A 24,363-nucleotide genomic window follows, 5' to 3' on the forward strand; every position below is an offset into this window, starting at 1 on the left:
CACTCCAGTAGTTAGACACATCTAACAATTGGAGATGCAGTTTTTTATAATTCGGAATTATTAATTCAGGAATTTGCTATGATTAGGTAAAGCAATCTGCTCAAAGTCAGTCGCTAACTTATGCAAATTTCTAGTAAGCTCTTCCCCCTTCATTGGTAATCCATGACCCGTAATAGCAACTGAAGGTTTTAATGCCTCTAATTTTTTTACGGAATCCCAAGCAGCCTGCCAATCCGTCGTGAAATATCGTGGCGGCCCACTAATTTCCTTTTTTTGTAGCACCACTTTGTAAAGAGACTCTTGTTTAACCGTAACAAAGGCATCTCCAACAATTAACGCTCGATCTTCTTCGCGAAATAAAGATATATGCCCTGGCGTATGGCCCGGAGTATGAATCCAACGAAAACCATCCATATATGGGATACTCCCATCGGACGGGAGCTCCTCAATGTTGTTTCCTAAGTTAATAGCTTCATTCGGGAAAATGGATGATATTTTGGCTATTAAGCCACCATTTACAGCAGTATCAGGTTCAGGATAATTTTTTATATCCGTCAAATAAGGTAATTCTAAAGAATGGGCATAAACTGGCATACCCCAATGTTCAATTAAATCAATTACTGCACCAACATGATCAAAGTGCCCGTGCGTTAAAATTAATGCTTTAGGCCGACTATTTGATCCAAACCTCTCCTCAACTAATGAAATAATTTCCTTTGCACTTTTTGGCATGCCTGCATCAACTAATACGAACTCTTTCTTATGAGGTTCACCGTAGAGTACGATATTAACAATTTGAATCGTATGCTGGTATAAATCAGGTAATACTTCTACACCATCTCCACTCCAAATTGATGTTGCTGGAATATATTTAATGTCGCTACCATAATTCATATCTTTATGCATGGAAAACCCTTCTTCCTTCATTGAAATATAGACAATCATATTTTTCCTTTATACAGTAAAAATAAAGCAAGAAAAAATTGGATTGTATCTAATAATTATATTGGTTGATCCAGCTCATGAGGTCTCAAAATAAATATTTGCCAGCATGAATCAACATTTTATCCCTTTTCAAGTAAGGGATTAAGAAGCTTAGTCCACTTTCTTTAGTTCCTTTCAATCGCTCTTCCAGAAGCCTCTACGCCAATCAACATTTTCATACTATCTATCAGTAACAAGTAATAAAATAGTCTTATTGTATAACATTACCTGTAAATGTATAATTTTACTATCATTTACTAGGAGTGAGTGATTCTGATTTCAACTGCGCCTAATAAAAATATGGAGAGGAACGTGATGGTTTGAAGATTTTTCTAATTATTGTAGGGATTGTGGTTTTAATTTTCGCGGGTATGTCTATAGCGGTCAATGTATTTAATAAAAAGAATAAAAAACAGCGTGCAGAAATGGAGATGGCTAACCCTTTACCAAAGGAGAAACAGCATTTGCTTGCCTACGGTGCCATCCTCGCTCTTTACCGACTTGAATCGCCACGGATATTGCAGGTGAAGGAAAATCATGAAATTTTGAAGGATGGCCTTTCTGCTGCCTGGGAGGTTAATAATACAGAGGAGGCTATACAAACCCTAGAATGGCTGCTATCAGAAGGGCACCGTACGAAGTTTAATGAGCTGCTTCTGGCGTTGAAAGCTGGACAGTCTTTTACAGAGGAAGAAGTGGGAAAATCGCAGGAATGCTATGAATCAGCCCAAGAAGGGATGATGAAGAGGCTTTCCTTTACGAAATCCAATTTTGACCAAGTAAACACCATTGCTGCATGGGATTTTGACCGAGCTGTAAATATTGCAAGATGGAGCTACATAGTTGGTTATATTACCGAGGAACAGGCATGGAGCTATATAGAGCGAGCTGCTGACGCCGCCAGCCCTATCTTCCAATCCTGGAATGATTATTTTATTTCATTTGCATTTGGTCGAGCTATTGCTTACGAGGGTAAAATTAACGATATCATTTGGAAAGGAAAAGAATTGCTGGATGAAAAAGACTCGATTTGGAATGAATTTAACATTAAGCGATCAACGGTACAGGAATCTGTAGCCTTGGACAAGGCATGAGAAAATAGAATTATGATTAAATCTAAAAACCTGCTAGATATTAGCTACTTTCTTAGCTAATATCTAGCAGGTATATTTATTTACGAACAGCTTCAAATGTAATTAGTGAATGCTCATTTGAAGGCTTCTTGTTATAAACATATTCAGCCGAGCAAGTAATATCAGAAAAACCTATGTTTGTTAATATAAGCTTGAATTCTTCTATTCCGTACCATCTTAACGGAAATCTTTGTAACTCTGTATCAATTAATTTACCATTTCGCCATTTTTCATATTTTAAAACGGTTAGCGTATATTGATCGATCCAGTTCATTTCAATTGCTTTTCTTTCTATTGAAATTCCTTCCTCTTGCGAAATTTCATAGTAGGATGAAGTAATTTCCCCTGTTCTCCAGTCTGTAGGTAAAAGCATGTCTACAATTAGGCGGCCTCCAGGTGTTAAATGATTATACATACATGTTAATGCATCCATCGCATCTTTTGAATTCTCGATTAAACAGAACGAACCCGTCGGCATAACAATCGCTTCATATTTTGAGTCTAATGAAAAATTGCTTAAGTTACCTTCATATAGATTTGGCTTGAATCCTCTTTCTTTGCAGTGTTTTCGGCATGAATCTAACATTTCAGGTGAGTAGTCAATCCCCTCAACATCATATCCATTTTCAAGTAAAGGGATTAAGAAGCGTCCAGAGCCCACTCCTGCTTCAAGTACCCTTCCCTTAGTTCCTTTTAAGCGTTCAAGATAATATTCAATATCTCCACCAATAGAATATCCTACTGGTTTTGTCAAATCATAAAGTTCTGTACATAAAGGTCCGTAATAACTATACATGTCAATTCCTCCGATTTCGTGCAGAAGAATCTATTATTCTTACTTCTTCCACACCTTATATTTGTTTGTTGGGAAAATAGAGCTGACTATCATCATGAATCACTCGCTTTCTGTATAATATAGTAAAATTATACATTTAAAAGAGATGTAAAGCAATATATTCAATCAACACCAAAGCGAGTGGTTGATTTACGTTCCGACTGAGCGCTTTACTGGGGGCGTCGGGGCAACACGATGCTAGTCACGGAGGCGTTATCACAGGACATGATGGTTTTAGCCTTCGTTCCTCTATTGCTGATCCCCGAGGAGTCGCCCAGTCGGAACGAAGATCAACTTATACATATAGCATACATTTTATTATCCCAACTCTTTATGATGAACCATTTTTATATGCTTAGAGTAATTTATTTATAGATTTCCATTCTGTAAATGTATATGTTTTCAATCAATTCTACAATATAATGTACTAAATATAATAAATCACCAAAAGTTTAGTCTATCTTCAATAATGTCAATAGAGAGGAATTATGATAAGGATTCAAAACTCAATTGAATATTGCCCTTTAACTTAAAGGGGAAAAAATAAGGAGAGAATACTATGAATAGCGAAAAAGTGTTTGCAGCAGAATTCCCATTTTTAAGCTCCGAAAATGTAGTGCTTAAAAAAATTGAAGATGTACATTTACAGGAAGTATTTGCGATCTATGATAATGAAAAGGTCTTTGAATATTGTGGGATAATCCCGAAACATAATATCCAAACAGTAGGTAAAATGATTGGTCATTTTGACAGGGATTATCAAAAGAAAACCAGAGTTAAATGGGGTATTTTTCAAAAGTCTCATAGCGATAAATTAGTAGGTATTATAGAAGCAATGGATTTTAATCAAAAAGTGAATATGGTGACGATTGGTTACTTTTTTGCAGAGGACTATTGGGGTAAGGGCCTTGCGACGGATGCGCTTAAAATACTTGTCAAATTTTTATTTGACGAAGTAAATATAAATCGCATTCAGGCTGAAGTTATGCCAATAAATGAAGTATCTAAAAAGGTTCTCCTGAAAAATGGTTTTTCAAAAGAAGGACTTTTAAGACAAGCTACGTTATGGTCTGGTAAAGGTGTTGTAGATTTAGAAATATACGGATTGCTTAAAGAAGAGTACAAGGTGCACTAAATAATTTGGTAATCTTTCGTCAAAGGTGCGTACACACATCAATCTTTCGGACATCAATTATGAGATAATGAATTAATATCAACAACCGAAAGAGTGATTCTATTGACTTATGAGCATAAATCTAGCAACTTGCACTACCGTAATATGCGAATAGCTTATTTGATAGCCCTTGTGATCACCATCTTTTTAGGTCTAGCATCTAGAAAATGGAGTCTTCTACTTCCGTCATTTATAGCGCAGAACGCAGGGGACATGCTATGGGCTATGATGGTCTATTTCGGATTTCGATTGTTGCTAGTGCGTAAGTGCACCTTCACAGCCATTTGGCTCAGTTTTTTGTTTAGCTTCGGCATCGAAATTAGCCAGTTGTATCAGGAAGACTGGATTAATCAGATTCGTGGGACAACGCTCGGGGCTCTGGTACTTGGCAAAGGTTTTCTTGTAGAGGACTTGGTTCGATATACAGTAGGTATTATAATCGCTACTGTATTAGATAAGATGGCACTTAAGTTCACTTTTCGAGGTTAAATATACAATTAAACGAAAAATCGCTAGGGAAATTTATTAATTTCTCTAGCGATTTTTGTATTTGGGTTATAAATTAATAAACCTTATGTCATCATTCTATTCATTAATCCAATCGATTAATTCATTATCAAAAGTATCCGGTTCTTCAAACATTGGGTTATGGCCACTTTTTTCAAAAATGACCTTCCTCACATTTTCATTTGAATAATCAATGACATCCCAGAGTGAGACAGGAGCGACTAAATAATCGTACCTTCCTAACCCTACAAAAATAGGTTTATCTAATTGAGCCATAGATTGGATTAGATTTCGTTCAGCAAAAGCTACACCCCAAAGGTAATCAATAACTTCCATATTTGTATAGACGCCATCCCACATATAAGCAGCATCGAACGCATAATCATAAAAGCTATGCGCACCCATGCGGATACACATATGCACAAATCGTCTTTCAGGATCATTGTGAATATCATTCTCTAAAAAGGCAATATCATGCTCAAATTGCTTTGTACGCTCAGCACTAGCAGTCTCATTAAAAAATGAAAAACTTTGCTGCTGTCTCTCTTGACTGTTCGTCGGTGCTGAATTTAATAATATAACCTTTTGAACATACTGAGGATATTTTTCGGCATATGCCAAAGCCATAAATGCGTGCCCAGAATGGCCTAAAATGATGAAGTCCTCTAGCTTTAATGATTGTCTTGCTGTTTCGATATCCTCAACAATTTTATCCAAAGTATAATCTTCTTTCATTAAAGAACGAGGAGGCTTTACAAAACCTCTATGATCTAAGAAGATAAATTGAAAATGTTTATATAAATTTTCCGAGAACAAGCGCGGATAATATACACTGCTACCCACTACCAATATCGGCTTACCTTGTCCCTTCACACAATATTTTAAATTAAATCCTTCACTAAAGATGCTTTGATACTTATTCATAATAATCGTCCTCTTTTCTTTTTATATAGAAGAGCTTCATATTGTACTCTTCTTTCTATCACTCCCTTTCTTTTTTACATTCCCGTGTTTTCTCCATAGAACGCTCAAGCATTCTAATTCACCCCATTATTATTTTATTAATTGAAAAACGAGCGTTGAGCCGCTTCATTGTTGTCGATTTATTTTTCTATTCGATATGTCTGATAATACAGAAAAGTGAATTTTAAAAACTTGAACCAAGTATACAATATTAATTCAAAAGTTTAAAATAATTAAATATTAGAAAAAAATAGAAAGTTAGAGGATACAAGAAAATGGATAAACGATTACAACACATTATTACACTAAGAGAGAATGGTAAATTGGAAGAAGCCAATCAATTAATGGTAGAACTAGTTAAAGAACAGCCTGAAAATGGATACTACCAATTTCAATGTGCCTGGACATATGATTCATTAGGAAAAGAACAAGAGGCTGTCCCCCACTATGAAAAAGCGATTCAATTAGGGCTTAAACCCGAATTTTTAGTAGACGCTTATTTAGGATTAGGTAGTACCTATCGTACATTAGGGCAATATGAAGAGTCGAAACGTATTCTAGTACAAGCTCTAAGTGAGTTTCCAGAAGCCGAACATGTAAAGGTTTTCTATGCGATGACTCTCTATAATCTTAATGAACATTCAAAGTCTATGGAAACTTTATTAAATACTTTAATTCTCACTAGTAAACATGAAGGAATAAAAGACTATACCAAGGCCATTAAGTTTTACAGTGATAAGCTAGATCAAACTTGGGAATAACACAATAAAAGATCAGGCTCCTGTTTATGAACCTGATCTTTTCATATTACTTAACTATATTTGTCTTTTTAACACTAGAAAAAATTGCAACAAATAGTATTGAAATTATACCACTAAAGAAAAATAAATAACTTAAAGGAATTAAAAAGAAGTTTCTTTCTACAAGTGTTCCATCAGGCAATAATTCATCACCAATAATTCCCTTCATAAATAAACATAAAACTCCTATTACAATCGGTAAAGTTGTAAGTATATATTTTTTCATCATTCTTCTCCCATTATTCATTATTTTCATTTTTTCTGTATTCCAAAATGTCACCTGGTTGACAGTCTAAAACTTCGCATATTTTTTCTAACGTAGAAAATTTAACGGCTTTTGCCTTTCCATTTTTCAAGATAGAAACATTCGCCATTGTAATGCCTAGTTTTTCCGATAATTCTGTAACACTCATTTTTCTTTTAGCCAGCATGACATCGAGATTTACAATGATAACCATCGTTTACACACCTCAAATCGTTAAATCATTATCCTGCTTTATCTCACTGGCTTTTCTTACTAAATAAGAAAGCAATGAAGTAAAGACCGAGATCACGATTGCAAAGAATAAAATAAGTAACATAATCACTAGGACATCTGTGTGGTAGCTACCAATCGCAAAAATATAAAGTAACGCAGTTACATATAAAACACCTTCGATCATGGCTAACACACTTATTATTTTCAATCTATCTGCATTCTCGACCGTAAAATCTTGATACGAGCCAATATCCGTACATATTTTCCAACCTAAAGCTAATGCTATAAAATATGGAATCCCTGTTATCCAAATAAATGCAATAAATGGTTTATACAACGCTAGTAGTTCTTCTGAATCCATTAAGACTTCCTTCCCTGTTTGTGGTCCAACATAAACACAGAACAATAAACCAAATAAAGCACAAAATATAATTATCAATTTTAACCATCTTGATAATTCTTTTTGTTTCATAAAGCACCTCTTTCATAACTTGCTAATGACATATTAGCTTGTCATTCATTCCAAGTCAATAATTATTTATCGTAAAACAATAAATAATTATTGTTATCAAAGATATCACCCTCTCTTTTCACCCAAAATACTTGTCAAATGTGAGTAATATGATAAAATAARAACATGCATTCGCTCTCTCTTGATTTTCTTTACGGGAATATTTTGTTATGATAATAAATTGGGTGCGAGGATATATCAAAAATATAATATTTAATGTCGGATAATCTGTAGTTTTTATCATTTTGACTTTGTTTTAAACAAAAGTATGGTTACATTAATGTTATCAACCTTAATATGAGCACAAGTCTAAAGAGCATGTTTCGAAAAAAGTTTAATCAAAACATGCTCTTATTTGAATGTGGTAGATTAACTTCTTAAAGCTTGAACTAAACTACCCCGATAGTGAAAAAGCGACTGCTCTATTGAACAATCGCCTCCGTTAGTAGAATAAGATTTTATTTATCAGATTGCCATACGCCACCTGCACCAGTTGTAAAGCCACACTTTTTATAAAAATTAGTTTTATTTTCCTCATATGATACAGTGACAATGCCTAATCCAAAACGTTCAGACTCTCTCAATAATTCCTTTACTAACTCTATTCCAATTCCTCGCCCTTGATATTCAGGATGAACTATTATATCTTCCATATAACCGTGTTCTAAGCCCATTCCACACACATAACCAAAAGCAATCAATTTATTACTTTCATTTCTTACCCCAGCCCAAAAATTACAACGCTTAAATAATGTTGGGTAATCTTTTTCTCTTCTATCCCATCCAACAAGTTCTCTTAATATGGGTACTTCATTATTAGAAATTGGGATATTTATTTTAACTTTATAGTTCATTTAATTTCCCCACTATCTCTGGATAGCTTTTATATGGTGAAGCCTTCCCCTTATTCAATTATTATGCTCCGTTAGCTGAACAAGACAAGAATTCTATATGAGAGTGTATTTAAACTCGATACCTTTTAGCTATTTGTAATGATTATTAATCCTCAAGTTTTTCATACGTCTGTATTTTTTTATTTAGTAAATCTTTACCCCAAACTTGTATTGCTTCTAATACAGGTATAAATTTTTGCCCCTGCTCTGTTAATGAATATTCTACTTTTGGTGGAACAACTTTATAAACTTCTCTGTGTACTAGACTGTCCTCTTCAAGCTCTCTTAATTGTCTAGTTAAAATTCCTTTCGAGATACCAGGTAGCAGCCTCAATAATTCATTAAACCTAATAATTTCATTTTGGCTTAAATGCCACAAAATTACGATTTTCCATCTGCCTGCAATTGCATTTTGAGCAACTGTTAATGGACAAATTTCTTGCAGCGTTTCTTCAGAGACCGTTTCATCTTGATAATTAAAACGTGCCAAAATAACCCCCCTTTTCTTTAGGTACTATTTTTATGACTATGTTATTAAATTGTGCCTACTTACATAAATCATTCTTTGGTAATAGTATATGCATTAGGAACAAAAATCAAAAATAACACTGTAGTGGAGGAGATTCTATGAAAGTTTTAATAACTGGCGCAACTGGAAATTTAGGTTTTAAAATTGTTGAGTACTTACTTACCAAATTATCAGTTGAAGAAATAATTGTTGGTGTGCGTGACGACAAGTCTGAAAAAGCCCTTAGCTATAAGGAACACGGCCTAGAAGTTCGTGTAACAGATTTTGAAAATTCAGAAACATTACTTACAGCATTCAAAGGTGTAGATCGTTTATTCATTATGTCAACATTTGGTGACTTTGAAACCGTTATGCGTCAGCATACAAATGCAGTAGAAGCTGCTAAAGCAACAGATGTAAAACAAATTATTTATCCAAGTGTGACGAGGGCAGAAGGAAATGACTTCTTCCTTGCTGGTCTGCATAGAGCACGTGAAGTAGCAATTATTGAATCAGGTATTCCGTATGTGATTCTACGTAACAACTGGTATGTAGAAAATGAACTTGGCACAATACGAGGCTGTATAGCTGGTGCCCCTTGGGTAACTTCTGCTGGTGAAGGAAAAATCGGTTGGGTATATCGCCCAGATTTAGCCGAGGCAGCAGCAAATGTTTTGGTAGCTGATGGTCACGAAAATAAAATTTATGAACTTTCAGGTAAAAATTTAACACAACAGCAATTTGTTGATACTTTAAATGAAATATTAGGCAAAGAAGTTCCTTTATTAGCAGTAGACGATGCTTCATATGAAGAAATGTTAAAAGGTGCCGGAGTACCTGAAGCCTACCTTCCAATGTTAGTAATGACTCAAAAAGGTATTCGTGAAGGGGGATTAGAATCCACTCATACCGATTTAGATTTCTTATTAGATCGTCAGGCTACTTCACTAAAACAAGCACTGACACATTTAATATTAATGACAAAGTAGATAAAGCAAATTTCACAGCTAGAATAACATTATGAAAATAGTATCTTACAAAGTGCCAGCCCACATTGGACTGGTACTTCGCTATTTCTTCCGAAAAACCGTTTTTACATTTGAATACTAACAAAACCTTCTTCAAGTAAAGCACCGGTTTGTTTAAGTACACTTTTTTACAATCTTATAAGGTTGTTTCTATCCTTTAAGAACTTCTCCATTAGTATTTCTCAATTTTTATTGTTATATTTTCTTCGCTAATTGCTACTTTTTCTATTTCAGAAACTTTCTTTATAGAATCTTCAATTATTTGTTGAATCATCGTATCATCAACTTTTGCATCCTTCGGGAAGCTTACTGAAATAGTCATTTCTTCAAAAGGATTACCATCTAACATTATTGCTATTGACTCACTATCAAGTTCCGTTTGTTCTGTAATAGATACCATTATTTCTTTTTTTAATTCTGATAATAAATTTAATGATTCTGATTCTGAAAATACATTTGCATCATTTCCCCCGTTTTCCGTAATATCTATTACTTCCTCTTCATTACACCCAACTAACAAAATTGAACTAAATACAATTCCTGAAATTATAGCTTTTTTCAACACTTTTACTTCCCCTTTCAAAATAAATTACAGATTCTGCAACAGTTCATCGCTCGTAAATTTGACGTAAAAAAATAACAAATGATCCAAAATAAGACTTCCGTTTGTTCAACTATACTGCACTGTTAGTTCAATAAGAAAAAAGAGCTGTCTAAGCAGCTCAAAGGTCTTCAAGTAAAGCACCCCGTTAGCATAAGTACAAAATTTCACATGATTTCTATTGTTCTTTATTCCGAAACTCGAAGTTAAAAGAATTGCCAACTTCCGAAGAACACTCACTTAAATAATATTCAACTCCATTCTCCGTATTTCTTGATTTTATATTAGAACAAGACGTACTTTCTATTCCTTTTCCAGTACCTGCATATCCATCCTGTGAATTATCATAAGTATAGTGAATTTTGTTACCATTATAATTTAAATTATAGAAAATAGGGTCTCCTTCAATAGTGTACATTGTGATACGAATTTCATCTTTAGCACCACTCTCAACATTTTCTATAAAACTCTCAAATCTATCTAAGTTACTAATTTCTCCATGAATATTGACTACATCTCCATTCTCTATTGCCTCCTCAGAAGAATAAGATTTCTTTGGATTGTTAATTTCACTTTTTTGTTGGCAACCAAGTAACACTATTGATAAAAGTGTTAAAGACAAAATTATACTAATTTTTTTCAAATTTATCACTCCCCTATATAAAGTTAGTCGTCTTTCTTTTGCTTTCGTTTCAAAATTCAAAAAATTACGTATCACTTCAATTAACATGCTCCGTTAGTTCAATAAAAAAAGAGCTGCACATGCAACTCAATGTTCTTCGAGTAAAGGCACCCCGTTTGTTTAAGTACATTTATTCACAAACTTAGTTGGTTGTGCATAATTAATCGGATCATTTATTACAGGAATGCTGCCCCTTTGTGGAATAAGAAAAAGGCTGTTTACATCACAGCCAATCACATTTTTAATCTAAAGTAGCTCTATTCTTAATCTTTCCGTATAGCCAAGGAATGCCATGAAATACAAATATTCCACTAATAGCTGAAAAAAAAATTTGCTGAGAAATAAAATTAGTTAGAAACAGAATAATTAACATAAGTAATACGAAGAAACGCCAGAAAATAATTAGTTTCTTCCTTCTCAAAATAACACCTACTTTCAGTGTAATATTCTATATATCACCATTGTATTATTTTACCATATACAATTATTGTTGTAGTACCTTATTGAGCTATCTTGCACCATTAGTAAAAAAGCGTCTTCACTTGTTGTAAGTTAAAGTGGAAAGTTTCACAAATGATAGAAAATAGACTATACTAGACTAAATATCATATTCAAAAAGGAGCATTTCCTATGACCGAGAATAATCATTCTGAAGTACCCCAAAAAAAATCAGCCTAAAAGAGGCAGTGAAACAACAGCTTGAAAACAAAAAGAACCATTCCGCTTCTAATAAAGGAAAAAAGAATGTCGACCTTTCAACAAAAAAAATGAAAAGCCAGCAAACGAAAAAAACAAGCAATACCCGTAGAAAAATGGGTGTCTAATTTACGGACAATATCGGAAAGACATATTACCAGAGATATCATTTAAGATATTTTTACCAAATCAGGAACTCTTTCCCACTGAATTAAAGTCAGGCTTACAGATCGACAGATTGGACGTGTACAATAAATCCATTCTAAATAAAAGAAGTGAAAAAGCATTCAAGGGTGAACTGTTCCCTGAATGCTTTTTTTAATAATTGGCTGTTTTCTCAAGGCTATTTTCGAAAAGATTGTTGCTATTCAATTAACGGAGCATTTACTTCAATAAGGAGTAGAGCCTTATAAAAAATAGTTTAATCTGTTATAATTGTAAATATATTCTTTATATGTAAATGTGACCGTTAAATAAAGAATAGCAATTGCTTAAAATAAGGGTATATAAAATCATTTGTATATAACTAAACAGTAGTTTGGTTTGGGATCAATCCTATTTACAATAGATAAGAGGAGTGAAGGGAATGAAAGAAAATTTAAAAATTGCTTGGATGGCTTCGTGGTTTGCACTTGTGGGGCAGTTAGCAATTTTCATAGGAGTGGCGATATTCACAACAAATTGGCGGTTTGTAATGTGGAGTTTTATGGTGAGTATGCTTGTAGGGGTTCCTAGTATGATTAATACTTGGCGAGCACAGAAAAAAGCGAACAGCAATAAACATAATTTATCCTTATAAGAAGTAGTGTTTTTCACGAAATATCAAACCAAAAAGACAGAATTTAATCTAAAACGTGTAGATTAAATCTGCCCTTTTTGTTTTAATAGCAACAATCTTTGAGAAAACAGCCTTTCTCAAAGATTGTTGCTTCTATAAAGAATAGGGTTCAACACAGCAGAAAACTAGAGGATAGGTACTTGTAGATTAAACTATGGCTTTTATTATTTGTAAATCCTAGAAAGAATATTTATTTCAAATGTCGTTACATCAAGTTCTAACTCTACTTTACTGTCCACGATTTTTGTTGAACTAGCCTGCACTGTTAGCTCAATAAGAAAAGCACCTTTGACTTCAGTAGCTTAATCTAAACTCTTGCCCCGTTAGTTGGACAACGTAAATAGTTTTATAAAATTAACGGCTTATAAGTGATGAAAAATCTTTAAAAGCAGTTAATACATCATCACCTAGTGGATGAGCAAATTCTTGAGTTTTTAAAGGTAATATTCCTTTCTTTTCAAGTTGTTGCAGATATTTTAGAAATTCTGTAGAAATAGCTTCGATATACTCTTTCAGCTTAAATTGATATTTAAATATACCATCTGGATAATGGCTTATATGTTCAATAAAAAGGTTTGTTCCCTCACTGGAAAATATATAGTAATCACAGTTTCCGTGACAATCTAATTTTGCCTCACTGATTTCTCCCTTATATAGAGAGGAAAGAGTTGAGAAAAAATGTGGGATTGCTACAAAACCAATACCTGATTTAAAACTAAATAACTGTGTGTCACTCGAAACGTCAAATTGAATATCTCCACCATTGAAACAAATTTCAATAAAACATTTATAATTAAAATTCATAAAATCCACCTTCATTAACATTTTTGTTTCACTTCAACTAACCTGCTTTGTTATGCTTTTTTGCGAGTTAAAGGTTTTTCTGGTCGGTTAGGGCAATATTTGCAATTAGGGTCACTACATTTTGATTCAGTCCAACTATTACATTTAGGGCAAAAATAAGCATCAAAATCATCGTAATATACTAAATTAAACTTGCATTTAGAACAATATTTTTCTTGTTCAATTTGACCATGAAATTCAAAATCATCTATTATTACTCTTCCATACATCTCTACTATTTTCATAAATATACCCCTATCTATTATTTAATCCATATTTATGTAATAAATAACTATATTAACATATATTATTCATTTTTTTGTTTTATATAATTACAATTTCTTTATTGCACTATCCAGCCCTGTTAGTTGAATAAAGTTAATATGTATTTTCTTTACCAAATAATAGTAATAAAAAAATTATAGAGTGCATGACCCTTGCATTGTTTTTATCATTATTTTCCACTTTACTTTCTACACTTAATTTTCATTCCATTTCAGCCTCCTAAAATCTGATCATTTCTTATTTTAGTAGTGTTGAGGAAGAGCCCTACCTTATATAATTTGACACCTTAATTTCATTGACAGAAAAGTTTTTAACGACATGAAATAACGGCTGCTTTAAAAGCAACCGTTATTTTCAACATAGTTTATAGTGCCTTGGAAGCCTGATGAATTAGTGCAGCTACCATTTTATCCATTTGTGCAAAACGATCGTCTTTTGTTTGACCATTCACGTATCGATAATAGATTTGCTGGCATATTACTGCTAATTTAAAGTAGGCAAATGTAATATAATAATCGATGGCAGAAACATCACGCCCGCTTTTCTCTGCATAGCGGTTAATGAATTCCTGACGTGTATAAAACCCTGGTAAAGTCGTTATTGGTGGTTCTCCAAATGCGTATAGCAGCATTTGGGGGTCATCTGCATGCATCCAGTAGCTCATGGTCACACCTAAATCTGCTAATGGGTCCCCTACAGTTGTCATCTCCAAATCGAAAAGACCAATCATCTCAGAGTAATCACTAGAAAACATAGCGTTATTAAGCTTGTAGTCATAATGAATAATGGTAGCTTCTTGATTAGAAGGGACATGATCCTTTAACCACTTTGTCAATGCTGCTACTTCAGCATGCTCTGCCGTTTTCGCTTTGTCATAGCGCTCAATCCAACCATGTACTTGTCGTTCCATAAACCCTTCTGGCTTCACCATATCCTTTAGCTTCGTTTCTTTATATGGTATTGCATGGAGAGCAACAAGTGAATCAACCATCTTTTCTGATATGAGCCGCCCTAAATCCTCTGTATTTTCAGTACCCGCTGGAAAATGAGTGTCAAGTACGATACCCTTTTTGCGTTCCATTAGAAAGAAATCGCTGCCGATAATCTCACGATCTCCAACGTACACATAAGGTTTTGGTACGACAGATAAAAATGGATGTAATGCTGATAAAATCGTAAACTCTCGTTTCATATCATGCGCTTTTTTGGCGACTGGTCCATGTGGAGGTCGACGAAGAACAACTTCAAATTCGCCTACTTTTAGGCAATAAGTCAAATTTGAATGTCCAGCACTAAACTGTGAAATTTCTAGCTTTCCCTCTGGTAACTCCGGAAATTGACTCTTTAAAAATGAATGTAATTTTACTTCATCAATACGTTCACTTGCCCTTACTTGTATCGTATCCATTGTACCCCTCCTATCAATTATGCCTCGGCATAATTGCGTCCGGAATCGGCTTTGTGCTTAGGCCTGCAGGATGCAGGTCAGTTAGCCGTTATCGCATGGATGCGATGATTTTAGGCTAACATCCTATATTGAACTCCTTTCCGATTTCCGTGACATCCGCCGGAGGCTTTAACTTCTTTCAGCAGGTGTTTGGTCACCCACTGAAAAGTAACTTAAATCGGCATTCATCTCACCACCTATAGAGGTGTAAGACTTTTGCTGAAATAAGTTAAACGATTGAGCTCATACCGCCATCTACAACTATGACATCCCCCGTAATATAATCTGAGGCAGCCGCGGCTAAAAATAATGCGACGCCTTTTAGGTCATTTTCAGTTCCTAAACGTTTTAAAGGCGTCACTCCCATTAAATAATCTTGTCCGCGCTCAATTAAAACTTTTGACATTTTTGTTGGGAAAAATCCTGGGGCAATCGCATTCACATTGACGCCATATGGCCCCCATTTTACGGCCAAATCTTTTGTAAGCGTAATAACCGCTCCTTTACTTGCGTTATAGCCAATTGTATCCATGAATTCAGGTAATGTACCACCTAGCCCTGCAACAGAAGCGATATTAATAATTTTTCCGCTCTTTTGTTCTAGCATTATTTTGCCAACAGCTTGGCTCATTAAAAATGTACCATTGACGTTAACATCGAAGACTTTTTGCCAAGCCTCATATGGCATTTCAACAGCAGGAGTACCCCAAGACGCCCCACTGTTATTGACTAAAATATCAATTTGACCGAATGTTTCAAGCGTTTTTGACACTACATTCGCGATATCCTCTGGCTTTGTCACATCACAAGCAAGAGCTAATGTTTGTACACCTAATTCAGCTAATTCTGCCGCTACCTCTTCGCATGCCTCAACCTTTCTTGAACAAAGTACAACGTTGGCACCTGCTTCAGCAAAGCCTTGTGCAATTTGAGCTCCAAGACCGCGTCCTCCCCCTGTTACGATGGCGGTTTTCCCCTTTAAGCTAAATAAATCTAGTACCGTCATTTCACCAGCTCCTCTTGTTTTTTAGCATGCTTTTTCAGCTCCAGCTTGGCAACCGTGTTACGATGCACTTCATCCGGCCCATCAGCTAATCGTAATGTTCGAGAATTTGCCCATTGTGCCGCAAGCGTCGTATCAGGTCCTACCCCAGCAGCACCGAATGCTTGAATTGCTCGGTCAATAACTCTTAATGCCATATTTGGCGCCACTACTTTAATCATCGCAATTTCTGCCTTCGCCTCTTTATTCCCTACTGTGTCCATCATGTACGCTGCCTTTAGCGTTAAGAGTCTTGCCTGCTCAATATCTATACGGGACTCCGCAATACGCTCACGCATTACACCTTGGTCTGCGAGTGGTCGATGGAAGGCGTGTCGCTCCTGAACACGCACACACATTTCCTCTAATGCACGTTCAGCCGCTCCAATAAGACGCATACAATGATGGATACGACCTGGCCCTAAACGACCTTGCGCAATCGCAAAGCCTTTTCCTTCTCCCCACAAAATATTTTCAACAGGTACTCGAACATTAGTAAACGTCACCTCACCGTGACCTTCAGGTGCGTGATCATAGCCAAATGCCGTAAGCATACGCTCTATTTTTACTCCAGGTGTTTCCATCGGTACTAAAATCATCGACTGTTGCTCATGGATTGGTGCTGTAGAATCTTTATGTTTCCCCATAAAAATAGCGATTTTACAACGAGGATCACCAGCTCCTGTCGTCCACCACTTATGTCCATTTAAAATATAATAATCGCCATCACGTTCAATACTTGCCTCGATATTTGTTGCATCACTAGACGCGACTGCAGGCTCAGTCATTGCAAAGCAGGAACGTATTTCTCCACGTAATAACGGTTCTAGCCACTGTTTCTTCTGCTGTTCTGATCCGTAACGCACAAGCACCTCCATATTTCCCGTATCTGGCGCATTGCAATTAAACACTTCAGGAGCAAGTAAAGAGCGTCCCATAATTTCACATAAAGGTGCATATTCTAAATTCGTCAAACCTGCACCATATTCGCTATCTGGCAAAAATAAATTCCACAAGCCCGCTTCTTTTGCTTTATGCTTTAATTCCTCCATAATTGGCGGGATCGCTCCCCAACGATCTTCCATTGCCTCTACCTGTGCAGCAAAGACTGCCTCATTTGGATAAATGTATTGCTCCATAAAATTTGTCAGCTTTTCTTGTAGTTCGACTACTTTTTCACTATAAGAAAAATTCATAAAAAAGCCCCCTTTGTTTGAACATCAAAACGCTAAATGAATGAATATTCATTTTTATTCTTACATTAAATGTTACCGCTATATTTCTTGTAAATCAATGTCTATTAAACAAAAATTTGAATTATAGAGAAAATTCATACTTAAGACAATGTTTTGAGCGGATAGAAAATATCATTACGATAATAAAACTCAAGTCAAAAAAACTATTTTGTCATAATATGTATATTCAAATCAGAATAGCTTCTTTTAAAAATTGGTAAGTGAAACGAAAAGTAGGACAAAAAAGAGTAACTTCTCATTCAAAGAAGTTACTCTTTTCAAACAAATCAATCTTTAATATTTAAAGCATTTTGCCTACTGTCATAATATCAGTAAGCAATTCACGAATTGCCAAAGGTAAATGACGATTTTTTAAATACACCAAATAAACATTTCGTCGTAAATTGGGGCAGTCTACTTCTTTTTGTACAATAGTTTTAGCTGTAGGGCCTTTTAAATAATTTTCAGGTAGAATGGTAACCCCTAAATTTTCACGAACGAGAGACACTGCCGTTTCAAAACGTTCAATTTCAAATTGGATATTAATGTTTTTGTCAGCCTTTTCAAATGCATCTAAAATGTCATGTCTCGTTTGAAAGCCCTCTGTACTAATAATAAACGGCTCTTCACTTAAATCGGCGATCGTCAGCTTCTCCTTTTCCGCTAAAGGGTGATTTAATGGTAAAACAGCTACAAGTCGCTCTTCATATAAGCAGTTAACTTCGAGCTCTTCATCATCCATTATCTGATTTGTAATAATTAAATGTGTTTTATAGCTTTTGAGCGATTTTTCGACACGCTTACTTCCTAAAATATCTACTAGGTGAATCATCATTTGTGGATATTCTTTTTTATACTCTGTAATCACTTTTGGTAGCCAATGCTTAATCGATTCCATCACACCTATCGTTATTTCACTTGTGCCACGTACAATTACTTCATCCATTTCTATTTTTAAAACTTCCATGTTTTTCAATATAACTTTTGCTCGTTCATATAAAAGCTCGCCGGCTTCTGTTAATTGAAGATTTCTTGTATTCCTTTCAAGTAAAGGTGAGCCAATTTCTTGCTCTAATTTTTTAATAGCATTACTTAGAGAAGGCTGAGAAATATGCAGTTTTTCAGCTGCTTTCGAGAAATTCATTTGCTCCACAACTGCTAAAAAATATTGTAATTGTTTAAAATCCACAGCAACATCCCTCCTCATTTATAGTTTAAAGCTATAGATTAATATTAATTATATATTAGCAATAATAATTATGTGAATATATAATTTATTCATAACAATATTTTCACTAGAATAATATTCGAAATGGAGTTGATGAAGATATGTATACAATGACAGATCAAAAACAATGGAAAGGTCGTATTGATTCAACTACTAATACGAGTAGTTTCCGTTTACATCAAAAAGTGAAAAGAATTCCTATTAATGATGTAAGCGCTTCAGATAATCAGCATGCCGGAATTGTCGGCTTTATATGTGATGAAGGTGTACGTCGTAATCAAGGACGTGTAGGAGCGGCAAGTGCACCTAACGCTCTGCGTGAAGCATTATCTAGCTTACCTTGGACATTTAATGATGAACAGCAAATTATAGATGTTGGTAACGTTCTTTGTCTTAACCACGCATTAGAGGAAGCACAGCGTGAACTCGGTGAAATTGTCAAAACATTGCTAAATAAAAAATTACAATGCGTCGTACTTGGCGGTGGACACGAAACACTATACGGACATTATTTAGGCGTTCGTGCAGCGTTACCTAAAGATGCGAAAATTGGAATCGTTAATATTGACGCACATTTCGATTTACGACCATACGATGAGCAACCATCGTCTGGCACAATGTTCCGTCAGATTTTAGAACAGGATCCACATGCTGATTACTTTGTTTTAGGCATACAACGTTTTGGCAATACAATGGAGCTATTTGATAAAGCAGATGAATTACATGTGAATTATGTGTTAGAAGAAAATATGACGCCAGAAAATAATGCGCAAATCATGCAGGATCTTCAGCAATATATGGATAATCATGATTATATTCTCTTAACGCTCTGTATGGATGTATTAAATGCTGCATTTGCACCGGGTGTTAGTGCTCCATCACCGTTTGGACTAGATTCAAAAACTGTACGCACGATACTTCAACAAGTAACTGCACATCCAAATACACATTCTTTTGATATTTGTGAGGTAAATCCTTCACTGGATGAAAATGGTCGCACAGTTAAACTAGGTGCTTATTTTGTTTATGAAGCACTAAATCACTTACTTAGGAGACAAGGTACATGATCGAAATTAATCAAATTACAACAGTATTTCTAGCAGTTGCACTATTCGCATTGGGCGGCTGGCTTATCAATAAAATCGGTTTTTTAAAGCGTTTTTGTATACCAGCACCTGTTGTTGGTGGCTTACTATTCGCCGCATTGGCAACTATTCTAAAGACAACTGGCGTATTAGAAATTTCGCTTGATACGTCATTACAAAGCCTATTTATGATTACTTTTTTCACAACAATTGGTTTAGGAGCAAGCTTTAAACTTGTGAAGCTTGGTGGAAAATTATTAATTATTTATTGGTTGTCTTGTGGTTTCCTAGCATTAATGCAAAATGTTATTGGTGTATCTCTTGCAAAGCTAATGGGTATTCATCCATTAATCGGTATGATGGCTGGTGCTGTTTCTATGGAAGGTGGCCATGGTGCCGCTGCTGCATTTGGACAAACATTAGAAGACTTAGGTATTTCATCAGCCATGACAATCGGTGCGGCTGCGGCTACATGTGGTTTAGTTGCAGGTGGCTTAATCGGCGGTCCTATTGTAAAGTACTTAGTTGGTAAATATAATTTAACGCCAGATGAACAAGAAACCGAAGAAGTTGATTTTGAAAATAAAAAGGAACAAATTACATCCGATTCATTCTTTACACAAGTATTATTAATTACGTTCTGTATGGCTGTAGGTACATATGTTGGGACATTATTCTCAGAAGCTACTGGTTTCGTACTACCTGGCTATGTTGGTTCAATGTTTGTAGCTGTTCTAGTGCGCAATATTATGGATAAAATAAAACCTGAAGCGATTAACATGAAAAGCATTTCTTTAATCGGCGATGTGACATTAGGTGTCTTCCTTTCAATGGCGCTAATGAGTATTAAATTATGGGAAATTGCTGATTTAGCACTTCCACTATTCATCATTGTTTTCGTACAAGTATTCTTCATTGTCTTATTTAGTATTTTTGTATTGTTTAAGATTCTTGGAAAAAATTACGATGCTGCGGTTATGGTTGCCGGTTTTGCTGGTCACGGTTTAGGGGCAACGCCAAATGCGATGGCCAATATGTCAGCAGTTGTCCAACGTTTCGGTCCATCTCAAAAAGCATTTCTTGTTGTACCAATTGTAGGAGCGTTTTTAATCGACGTCTTCGGTATTCCAATTATTATTACGACGATCAATTTATTTAAATAATCAATGAGCCGTGCAACTGTCTAATAATGACAATTGCACGGCTTATTTTTTTGCTTATTGATTATTGTAATATTTCACTAACAGTTACAAATTCGTAGCCTTGCTTTTGCAAGTAAAGAATGACGTTTTCCAAACCATTTGCCGTCGTTTGATGAATATCATGCATTAATATAATGCTGCCATCTTGCACTGACGCTTTTACATACGCTAATATTTTATCAGCATTGCGATGCTTCCAATCTAGCGTATCAATTGACCATAGAATAGAAGGCATCGTAATGACAGAACGAACTTTATCATTCGTTGCACCATATGGTGGTCGGAAAACCGTTGGATATTGACCGATTGCTGCATAAATAGCGTTGCTAGTTCGATCAACCTCTTGTTTAACATTTGTTGTCGATAAAGCTGTTAATTTTGAATGGTTCCATGTATGATTGCCTATTTCATGACCAGCCTCATAAACTTTCTTTACGACTGCTGAATTTTTAGAGGCATTTGGCCCAACCATAAAAAATGTTGCCTTTGCATCATATTTCTTTAAAGTTGCTAAAATTTGTGGGGTAACTTTTGCATCTGGCCCATCATCGAATGTTAAAGCCACACGCTTCTTTTCCCCTTTCGCTACTGGTACACCTTTATTGTATACTTTGTTACCAGGTATTTGGATATTTTCCAGCTCTGAAGCTTTCACATAGCCCTTTTGTTCACCTGCTTCTACATAAGCCCAGCCAACTAGCGTCGTATATTGCTGAACGACTGTTTTATTGGCAATCGTACCAAGAACTTCGCCATTTGGGCTAGCAGTTAAACGAAGCACAGCGCCATTAGCAGCATTTACTCGTTTTTTTGTCGCAACAGGTTTCTTTAAAGAATTTGTTGCAACATAACCTGTTTGATGACCATATTGGACAAATGACCAACCTCCAGGTGCTGATCCATATACAAAGATAATACTGTTTTCATTAAGCAGTCCCGCTTTTTGCGCACTTGGACTAGGATATGTAAATAAAGTTGTTCCACCTTTTTGCGTTACTAAATATTTTTCAGAAGTAATGCTTACTAATGCTGCCGTTTTTACATACCCCTCTAGCTGTTGCACTTTAATGCGAGTCCATTCCTTACTTACAGGTGTAGCGGTTACATAACTACCTTTCGTTACTTGACCGATTTCGGCACTTTCTACGGAAGGTTCTACATAAACTGCTGAGTCTTTAGTTACTGATTGAATAACAGGTGCACTCTCCGCTTTTGCGGAAGCATTATCTACAAACATAAAACTGATTAAAAATGTCAAAATAATTGCATAGGGTAAAAGTTTTTTCATTGTTCTACACCGCCCTTTTCATCACAGATGTCTTTTCTCATATGTTTTCTCCATAAAAGTATAGGATTCGACTCTAATTATAGAATAATAGATTATTCCAGGAAATAGTAGGAATCAACTAGTTTTTGTGAATAAAAATTTCTTTATTAACTGTTTTTGGCAGATGGGATTAACGGCATATTATTAAATTAATCCAAAAAGACTTTCATCTTTTTCTTCATCAAAATTTCCTTATGGTAGCGTTGGCAATTGATGATGAAAACGCATTATTTAATTGGTGCGTAACACCCCCCCCACTTAAATGAAAATAATCGATTTTATCCACAAGCATGAAATCGGTTAGCTATTTTGCCAACTTTTATTCAAAGGCTCCCAAGACGCCTTTTTTGGGTGCTTGTGCAGTGCACCCTATTTATAAGACGATTGAAACGATTAAAAAGTTATTATTTTTTCATATTTTTTCCTCCTATAGCGCATCGTACGCTGTAAGAGCATCGTCAATATGGAATGGTGGTGTCCAAGCCTGCCCACTCGCATTAGTCGTAACGAAAATATATTGTTTACCATCTTTTTCAATAATAGAGGCTAAGCAAAGACCAGCTTCAGGTGTGTAGCCCGTTTTTCCTCCCAATATTGCGCCTTCCTCACCTGGTATTTTCGCTAAAAGTGAGCTTGTTATCGTTAATTCATTTGGGACATGAGTCATATAACTTTTCGAAGTTAAAATTTGATAAAAGGTAGGATTTTTGATGGCATAACTAAATAGCTTACTGATATCACGGACACTGGATACATGTGCGGGATCATGTAATCCGCTGGCATTGACAAAATGGGTATCGTTCAACCCTAATTCATGCGCTTTATTATTCATTAATGTCACAAATGCTTCTTCACTACCTGCCATTGTATCGGCAAGTGTTCCTGTAGCATCCGCCCCAGAAGCAAGCAGTGTGCCATATAATAAATCCTCTATCGTTACAAAATCTCCTGCCTTAAAGCCCGCCATGGAAGCATTTTGAGCAGTAAATTTAGAAATCGTTCGTGGTTTAACGATTGTCTGCTTCTGCAGATCAGTAGTCATTTCAATGGCAACAATCGCTGTCATAATTTTCGTTAAGGATGCAGGATAAATAATGTCATCTGCATTTTTTTCGAATAATACATCTCCTTTTTCATTCAGCAACAAAGCATTTTTACTATGCAACGAAGGTAGCTCTATTGGCGTTTCTTCCGTTGTTGTGTTATTTGCATAATAAAACAAGAATGCAGCCGCACATATAAAACAAAATAAGACAAATTTTTTCATAAAAAAACGCCCCCCACACATTATAATAGGAGGCATTTATGAATATTCCTGTAGGAAATTTATGACGAAATTCTTAAGGCTGATTTTTTATTAAGGCTGTTTGCGTATATATTGTTGCTTTATTTTAGATAACTACCTCTAGTGGTTCCGTTAGCTTGAATTAGGGAAGAATTTAGCATTTGAAAAGCGCGTAGTGCAAATGCTTATTTCGACGTGCCAAAAATCCAATTATTCAACAGTTGAAATGTTTAGAAATACAAAAGAAAAGACCCCAAAAGAGGTCTCGAATGAAACATTATTTAACTAAATCAATTAACTGATTAGTTATTTCTTCTGAGATGGAATAAATAGTGTGTGTATCATTAACATTCATTAAGGTACTTTTTTGTCCTTTTTCCCCTAGCCATAGATGATAACACTGCTTATTTCCGTCTGTATAAATGACTTTTATATCGAATTCAGGTTCAGCCATATCTGCTTTACCTTCACTCTTAACAGCGCTTGAGATGGCATTCTTGAATATATCGAGAGTATCTTTATCTTCATATACTGTAAAAAAATCAGAATTCACTTTACCGAAACCATTTGATTTAGAGATACTGACCTTTGATATATTTTCATCTGTTGAGACTCCCACCCCTAAAGGGACAAGCTGACTAATGTCAGTGGGATTCCTGAGTAACTATGCGTTCGCAGTCCATTTCTGTTTTGAACAGTTCTCAAGATTGGGGTATCCCATTACCCCTCCCTATCCAGTGCATATAGCAGATA

27 protein-coding genes and 2 pseudogenes are annotated in these 24,363 nt (G+C 35.3%); 10 read left to right on the top strand and 19 right to left on the bottom strand.

The annotated features are described in order from the left end of the window. Positions 1–60: 60 nt before the first annotated feature. Entirely contained in the window at positions 61–906 is an 846-nt protein-coding gene (locus tag AC1DCY_RS17145) for an MBL fold metallo-hydrolase (RefSeq protein ID WP_477352071.1), read from the bottom strand. Positions 907–1,304: 398 nt separating this feature from the next. Here AC1DCY_RS17145 and AC1DCY_RS17150 point away from each other — a divergent pair, with 398 nt between their 5' ends. Continuing rightward, positions 1,305–2,078, top strand: a complete 774-nt coding sequence (locus tag AC1DCY_RS17150) for a DUF1266 domain-containing protein (protein WP_477352073.1) — start codon at positions 1,305–1,307, stop codon at positions 2,076–2,078. Between the two features lie 76 nt (positions 2,079–2,154). Here the strand turns inward: AC1DCY_RS17150 and AC1DCY_RS17155 are convergent, their stop codons facing one another. Further along, entirely contained in the window at positions 2,155–2,913 is a 759-nt protein-coding gene (locus AC1DCY_RS17155) for a class I SAM-dependent methyltransferase (protein ID WP_477352075.1), read from the bottom strand. Between the two features lie 598 nt (positions 2,914–3,511). Between AC1DCY_RS17155 and AC1DCY_RS17160 the strand changes: the two genes are divergently transcribed. Then, entirely contained in the window at positions 3,512–4,087 is a 576-nt protein-coding gene (locus tag AC1DCY_RS17160; RefSeq protein WP_477352077.1) for a GNAT family N-acetyltransferase, read from the top strand. A gap of 144 nt (positions 4,088–4,231) precedes the next feature. Next, a complete protein-coding gene (locus tag AC1DCY_RS17165; RefSeq protein ID WP_477352122.1) occupies positions 4,232–4,615 on the top strand; it encodes a ribosomal maturation YjgA family protein in 384 nt (127 codons plus the stop codon). A 96-nt stretch (positions 4,616–4,711) separates the two neighbouring features. On the opposite strand, the gene AC1DCY_RS17170 is transcribed toward AC1DCY_RS17165, so the two are convergent. After that, positions 4,712–5,557 carry an alpha/beta hydrolase gene (locus AC1DCY_RS17170; protein ID WP_477352079.1) on the bottom strand — a complete coding sequence of 282 codons (846 nt, stop codon included), beginning with the start codon at positions 5,555–5,557 and terminating at the stop codon, positions 4,712–4,714. Positions 5,558–5,871: 314 nt separating this feature from the next. Here AC1DCY_RS17170 and AC1DCY_RS17175 point away from each other — a divergent pair, with 314 nt between their 5' ends. Then, positions 5,872–6,357: a tetratricopeptide repeat protein gene (locus AC1DCY_RS17175; RefSeq protein ID WP_477352081.1), complete on the top strand. Its 486-nt coding sequence runs from the start codon at positions 5,872–5,874 to the stop codon at positions 6,355–6,357. Positions 6,358–6,403: 46 nt separating this feature from the next. Here the strand turns inward: AC1DCY_RS17175 and AC1DCY_RS17180 are convergent, their stop codons facing one another. The 5 genes from AC1DCY_RS17180 to AC1DCY_RS17200 all read right to left on the bottom strand — a co-directional run bounded on the left by AC1DCY_RS17180 (position 6,404) and on the right by AC1DCY_RS17200 (position 8,768). Next, positions 6,404–6,625 carry a DUF3955 domain-containing protein gene (locus AC1DCY_RS17180; RefSeq protein WP_477352124.1) on the bottom strand — a complete coding sequence of 74 codons (222 nt, stop codon included), beginning with the start codon at positions 6,623–6,625 and terminating at the stop codon, positions 6,404–6,406. A 10-nt stretch (positions 6,626–6,635) separates the two neighbouring features. Then, positions 6,636–6,854 (bottom strand): helix-turn-helix domain-containing protein, encoded by a 219-nt coding sequence (locus AC1DCY_RS17185; RefSeq protein ID WP_053484019.1) that lies wholly within the window; start codon positions 6,852–6,854, stop codon positions 6,636–6,638. A gap of 12 nt (positions 6,855–6,866) precedes the next feature. After that, positions 6,867–7,346 carry a DUF2975 domain-containing protein gene (locus AC1DCY_RS17190; RefSeq protein WP_477352082.1) on the bottom strand — a complete coding sequence of 160 codons (480 nt, stop codon included), beginning with the start codon at positions 7,344–7,346 and terminating at the stop codon, positions 6,867–6,869. A 497-nt stretch (positions 7,347–7,843) separates the two neighbouring features. After that, on the bottom strand, positions 7,844–8,239 hold the full coding sequence (locus tag AC1DCY_RS17195) for a GNAT family N-acetyltransferase (RefSeq protein WP_477352084.1): 396 nt from the start codon (positions 8,237–8,239) through the stop codon (positions 7,844–7,846). A 145-nt stretch (positions 8,240–8,384) separates the two neighbouring features. Then, a complete protein-coding gene (locus tag AC1DCY_RS17200; RefSeq protein WP_477352086.1) occupies positions 8,385–8,768 on the bottom strand; it encodes a winged helix-turn-helix transcriptional regulator in 384 nt (127 codons plus the stop codon). 137 nt (positions 8,769–8,905) lie between these two features. On the opposite strand from AC1DCY_RS17200, the gene AC1DCY_RS17205 reads away from it, so the two are divergent. Beyond that, positions 8,906–9,775: an SDR family oxidoreductase gene (locus AC1DCY_RS17205; protein ID WP_477352088.1), complete on the top strand. Its 870-nt coding sequence runs from the start codon at positions 8,906–8,908 to the stop codon at positions 9,773–9,775. Between the two features lie 211 nt (positions 9,776–9,986). On the opposite strand, the gene AC1DCY_RS17210 is transcribed toward AC1DCY_RS17205, so the two are convergent. Both AC1DCY_RS17210 and AC1DCY_RS17215 read right to left on the bottom strand, forming a co-directional pair. After that, positions 9,987–10,379: a topoisomerase gene (locus tag AC1DCY_RS17210; protein WP_477352090.1), complete on the bottom strand. Its 393-nt coding sequence runs from the start codon at positions 10,377–10,379 to the stop codon at positions 9,987–9,989. 214 nt (positions 10,380–10,593) lie between these two features. After that, positions 10,594–11,058 carry a DUF4362 domain-containing protein gene (locus AC1DCY_RS17215; RefSeq protein ID WP_477352092.1) on the bottom strand — a complete coding sequence of 155 codons (465 nt, stop codon included), beginning with the start codon at positions 11,056–11,058 and terminating at the stop codon, positions 10,594–10,596. 669 nt (positions 11,059–11,727) lie between these two features. Between AC1DCY_RS17215 and AC1DCY_RS17220 the strand changes: the two are divergent. Further along, positions 11,728–11,921 (top strand): annotated as a pseudogene (locus tag AC1DCY_RS17220) (hypothetical protein). Positions 11,922–12,379: 458 nt separating this feature from the next. Then, complete coding sequence (locus AC1DCY_RS17225; RefSeq protein ID WP_477352094.1) at positions 12,380–12,592, top strand: hypothetical protein; 213 nt, start codon at positions 12,380–12,382, stop codon at positions 12,590–12,592. Positions 12,593–12,985: 393 nt separating this feature from the next. Here the strand turns inward: AC1DCY_RS17225 and AC1DCY_RS17230 are convergent, their stop codons facing one another. The 6 genes from AC1DCY_RS17230 to AC1DCY_RS17255 form a co-directional block, all read right to left on the bottom strand. Beyond that, positions 12,986–13,435 carry a hypothetical protein gene (locus AC1DCY_RS17230; RefSeq protein WP_477352095.1) on the bottom strand — a complete coding sequence of 150 codons (450 nt, stop codon included), beginning with the start codon at positions 13,433–13,435 and terminating at the stop codon, positions 12,986–12,988. A 50-nt stretch (positions 13,436–13,485) separates the two neighbouring features. Continuing rightward, positions 13,486–13,719: a hypothetical protein gene (locus tag AC1DCY_RS17235; protein WP_477352097.1), complete on the bottom strand. Its 234-nt coding sequence runs from the start codon at positions 13,717–13,719 to the stop codon at positions 13,486–13,488. Between the two features lie 404 nt (positions 13,720–14,123). Then, positions 14,124–15,167 (bottom strand): phosphotransferase family protein, encoded by a 1,044-nt coding sequence (locus tag AC1DCY_RS17240; protein WP_477352099.1) that lies wholly within the window; start codon positions 15,165–15,167, stop codon positions 14,124–14,126. 268 nt (positions 15,168–15,435) lie between these two features. Then, positions 15,436–16,212 carry an SDR family oxidoreductase gene (locus tag AC1DCY_RS17245; protein ID WP_477352101.1) on the bottom strand — a complete coding sequence of 259 codons (777 nt, stop codon included), beginning with the start codon at positions 16,210–16,212 and terminating at the stop codon, positions 15,436–15,438. Then, on the bottom strand, positions 16,209–17,444 hold the full coding sequence (locus AC1DCY_RS17250) for an acyl-CoA dehydrogenase family protein (protein WP_477352103.1): 1,236 nt from the start codon (positions 17,442–17,444) through the stop codon (positions 16,209–16,211). The genes AC1DCY_RS17245 and AC1DCY_RS17250 overlap by 4 nt, the downstream gene beginning before the upstream one ends. Before the next feature lie 340 nt (positions 17,445–17,784). Continuing rightward, positions 17,785–18,672: a LysR family transcriptional regulator gene (locus AC1DCY_RS17255; protein ID WP_477352105.1), complete on the bottom strand. Its 888-nt coding sequence runs from the start codon at positions 18,670–18,672 to the stop codon at positions 17,785–17,787. Positions 18,673–18,812: 140 nt separating this feature from the next. Between AC1DCY_RS17255 and hutG the strand changes: the two genes are divergently transcribed. Next, positions 18,813–19,778, top strand: a complete 966-nt coding sequence (gene hutG, locus AC1DCY_RS17260; RefSeq protein WP_477352107.1) for a formimidoylglutamase — start codon at positions 18,813–18,815, stop codon at positions 19,776–19,778. Continuing rightward, positions 19,775–20,959: a sodium/glutamate symporter gene (gene gltS / locus AC1DCY_RS17265; protein ID WP_477352109.1), complete on the top strand. Its 1,185-nt coding sequence runs from the start codon at positions 19,775–19,777 to the stop codon at positions 20,957–20,959. The genes hutG and gltS overlap by 4 nt, the downstream gene beginning before the upstream one ends. A 61-nt stretch (positions 20,960–21,020) precedes the next feature. On the opposite strand, the gene AC1DCY_RS17270 is transcribed toward gltS, so the two are convergent. Together AC1DCY_RS17270 and AC1DCY_RS17275 are read right to left on the bottom strand one after the other, a co-directional pair. Further along, positions 21,021–22,286 carry a polysaccharide deacetylase family protein gene (locus AC1DCY_RS17270; protein ID WP_477352111.1) on the bottom strand — a complete coding sequence of 422 codons (1,266 nt, stop codon included), beginning with the start codon at positions 22,284–22,286 and terminating at the stop codon, positions 21,021–21,023. A gap of 466 nt (positions 22,287–22,752) precedes the next feature. Then, positions 22,753–23,592 carry a D-alanyl-D-alanine carboxypeptidase family protein gene (locus AC1DCY_RS17275; protein WP_477352114.1) on the bottom strand — a complete coding sequence of 280 codons (840 nt, stop codon included), beginning with the start codon at positions 23,590–23,592 and terminating at the stop codon, positions 22,753–22,755. A 124-nt stretch (positions 23,593–23,716) separates the two neighbouring features. Here AC1DCY_RS17275 and AC1DCY_RS17280 point away from each other — a divergent pair. Beyond that, positions 23,717–23,899 (top strand): annotated as a pseudogene (locus tag AC1DCY_RS17280) (hypothetical protein); the annotation flags it as partial. On the opposite strand, the gene AC1DCY_RS17285 reads toward AC1DCY_RS17280, so the two are convergent. Next, positions 23,888–24,229, bottom strand: coding sequence for a YhfM domain-containing protein (locus AC1DCY_RS17285; protein WP_477352116.1), 342 nt, complete (start codon positions 24,227–24,229; stop codon positions 23,888–23,890). The pseudogene AC1DCY_RS17280 and the gene AC1DCY_RS17285 overlap by 12 nt on opposite strands. Positions 24,230–24,363 lie beyond the last annotated feature (134 nt).

The organism is Lysinibacillus sp. 10T31, assembly GCF_056394365.1.

Coding starts and splice junctions, on each gene's coding strand:
- AC1DCY_RS17165 (WP_477352122.1), top strand. CDS start 4,232: ATGCGAATAGCTTATTTGATAGCCCTTGTGATCACCATCTTTTTAGGT.
- AC1DCY_RS17180 (WP_477352124.1), bottom strand. CDS start 6,625: ATGATGAAAAAATATATACTTACAACTTTACCGATTGTAATAGGAGTT.
- AC1DCY_RS17160 (WP_477352077.1), top strand. CDS start 3,512: ATGAATAGCGAAAAAGTGTTTGCAGCAGAATTCCCATTTTTAAGCTCC.
- AC1DCY_RS17185 (WP_053484019.1), bottom strand. CDS start 6,854: ATGGTTATCATTGTAAATCTCGATGTCATGCTGGCTAAAAGAAAAATG.
- AC1DCY_RS17250 (WP_477352103.1), bottom strand. CDS start 17,444: ATGAATTTTTCTTATAGTGAAAAAGTAGTCGAACTACAAGAAAAGCTG.
- AC1DCY_RS17225 (WP_477352094.1), top strand. CDS start 12,380: ATGAAAGAAAATTTAAAAATTGCTTGGATGGCTTCGTGGTTTGCACTT.
- AC1DCY_RS17195 (WP_477352084.1), bottom strand. CDS start 8,239: ATGAACTATAAAGTTAAAATAAATATCCCAATTTCTAATAATGAAGTA.
- AC1DCY_RS17205 (WP_477352088.1), top strand. CDS start 8,906: ATGAAAGTTTTAATAACTGGCGCAACTGGAAATTTAGGTTTTAAAATT.
- AC1DCY_RS17275 (WP_477352114.1), bottom strand. CDS start 23,592: ATGAAAAAATTTGTCTTATTTTGTTTTATATGTGCGGCTGCATTCTTG.
- hutG (WP_477352107.1), top strand. CDS start 18,813: ATGTATACAATGACAGATCAAAAACAATGGAAAGGTCGTATTGATTCA.
- AC1DCY_RS17155 (WP_477352075.1), bottom strand. CDS start 2,913: ATGTATAGTTATTACGGACCTTTATGTACAGAACTTTATGATTTGACA.
- gltS (WP_477352109.1), top strand. CDS start 19,775: ATGATCGAAATTAATCAAATTACAACAGTATTTCTAGCAGTTGCACTA.
- AC1DCY_RS17240 (WP_477352099.1), bottom strand. CDS start 15,167: ATGGATACGATACAAGTAAGGGCAAGTGAACGTATTGATGAAGTAAAA.
- AC1DCY_RS17270 (WP_477352111.1), bottom strand. CDS start 22,286: ATGAAAAAACTTTTACCCTATGCAATTATTTTGACATTTTTAATCAGT.
- AC1DCY_RS17235 (WP_477352097.1), bottom strand. CDS start 13,719: ATGAAAATAGTAGAGATGTATGGAAGAGTAATAATAGATGATTTTGAA.
- AC1DCY_RS17170 (WP_477352079.1), bottom strand. CDS start 5,557: ATGAATAAGTATCAAAGCATCTTTAGTGAAGGATTTAATTTAAAATAT.
- AC1DCY_RS17245 (WP_477352101.1), bottom strand. CDS start 16,212: ATGACGGTACTAGATTTATTTAGCTTAAAGGGGAAAACCGCCATCGTA.
- AC1DCY_RS17145 (WP_477352071.1), bottom strand. CDS start 906: ATGCATAAAGATATGAATTATGGTAGCGACATTAAATATATTCCAGCA.
- AC1DCY_RS17190 (WP_477352082.1), bottom strand. CDS start 7,346: ATGAAACAAAAAGAATTATCAAGATGGTTAAAATTGATAATTATATTT.
- AC1DCY_RS17175 (WP_477352081.1), top strand. CDS start 5,872: ATGGATAAACGATTACAACACATTATTACACTAAGAGAGAATGGTAAA.
- AC1DCY_RS17230 (WP_477352095.1), bottom strand. CDS start 13,435: ATGAATTTTAATTATAAATGTTTTATTGAAATTTGTTTCAATGGTGGA.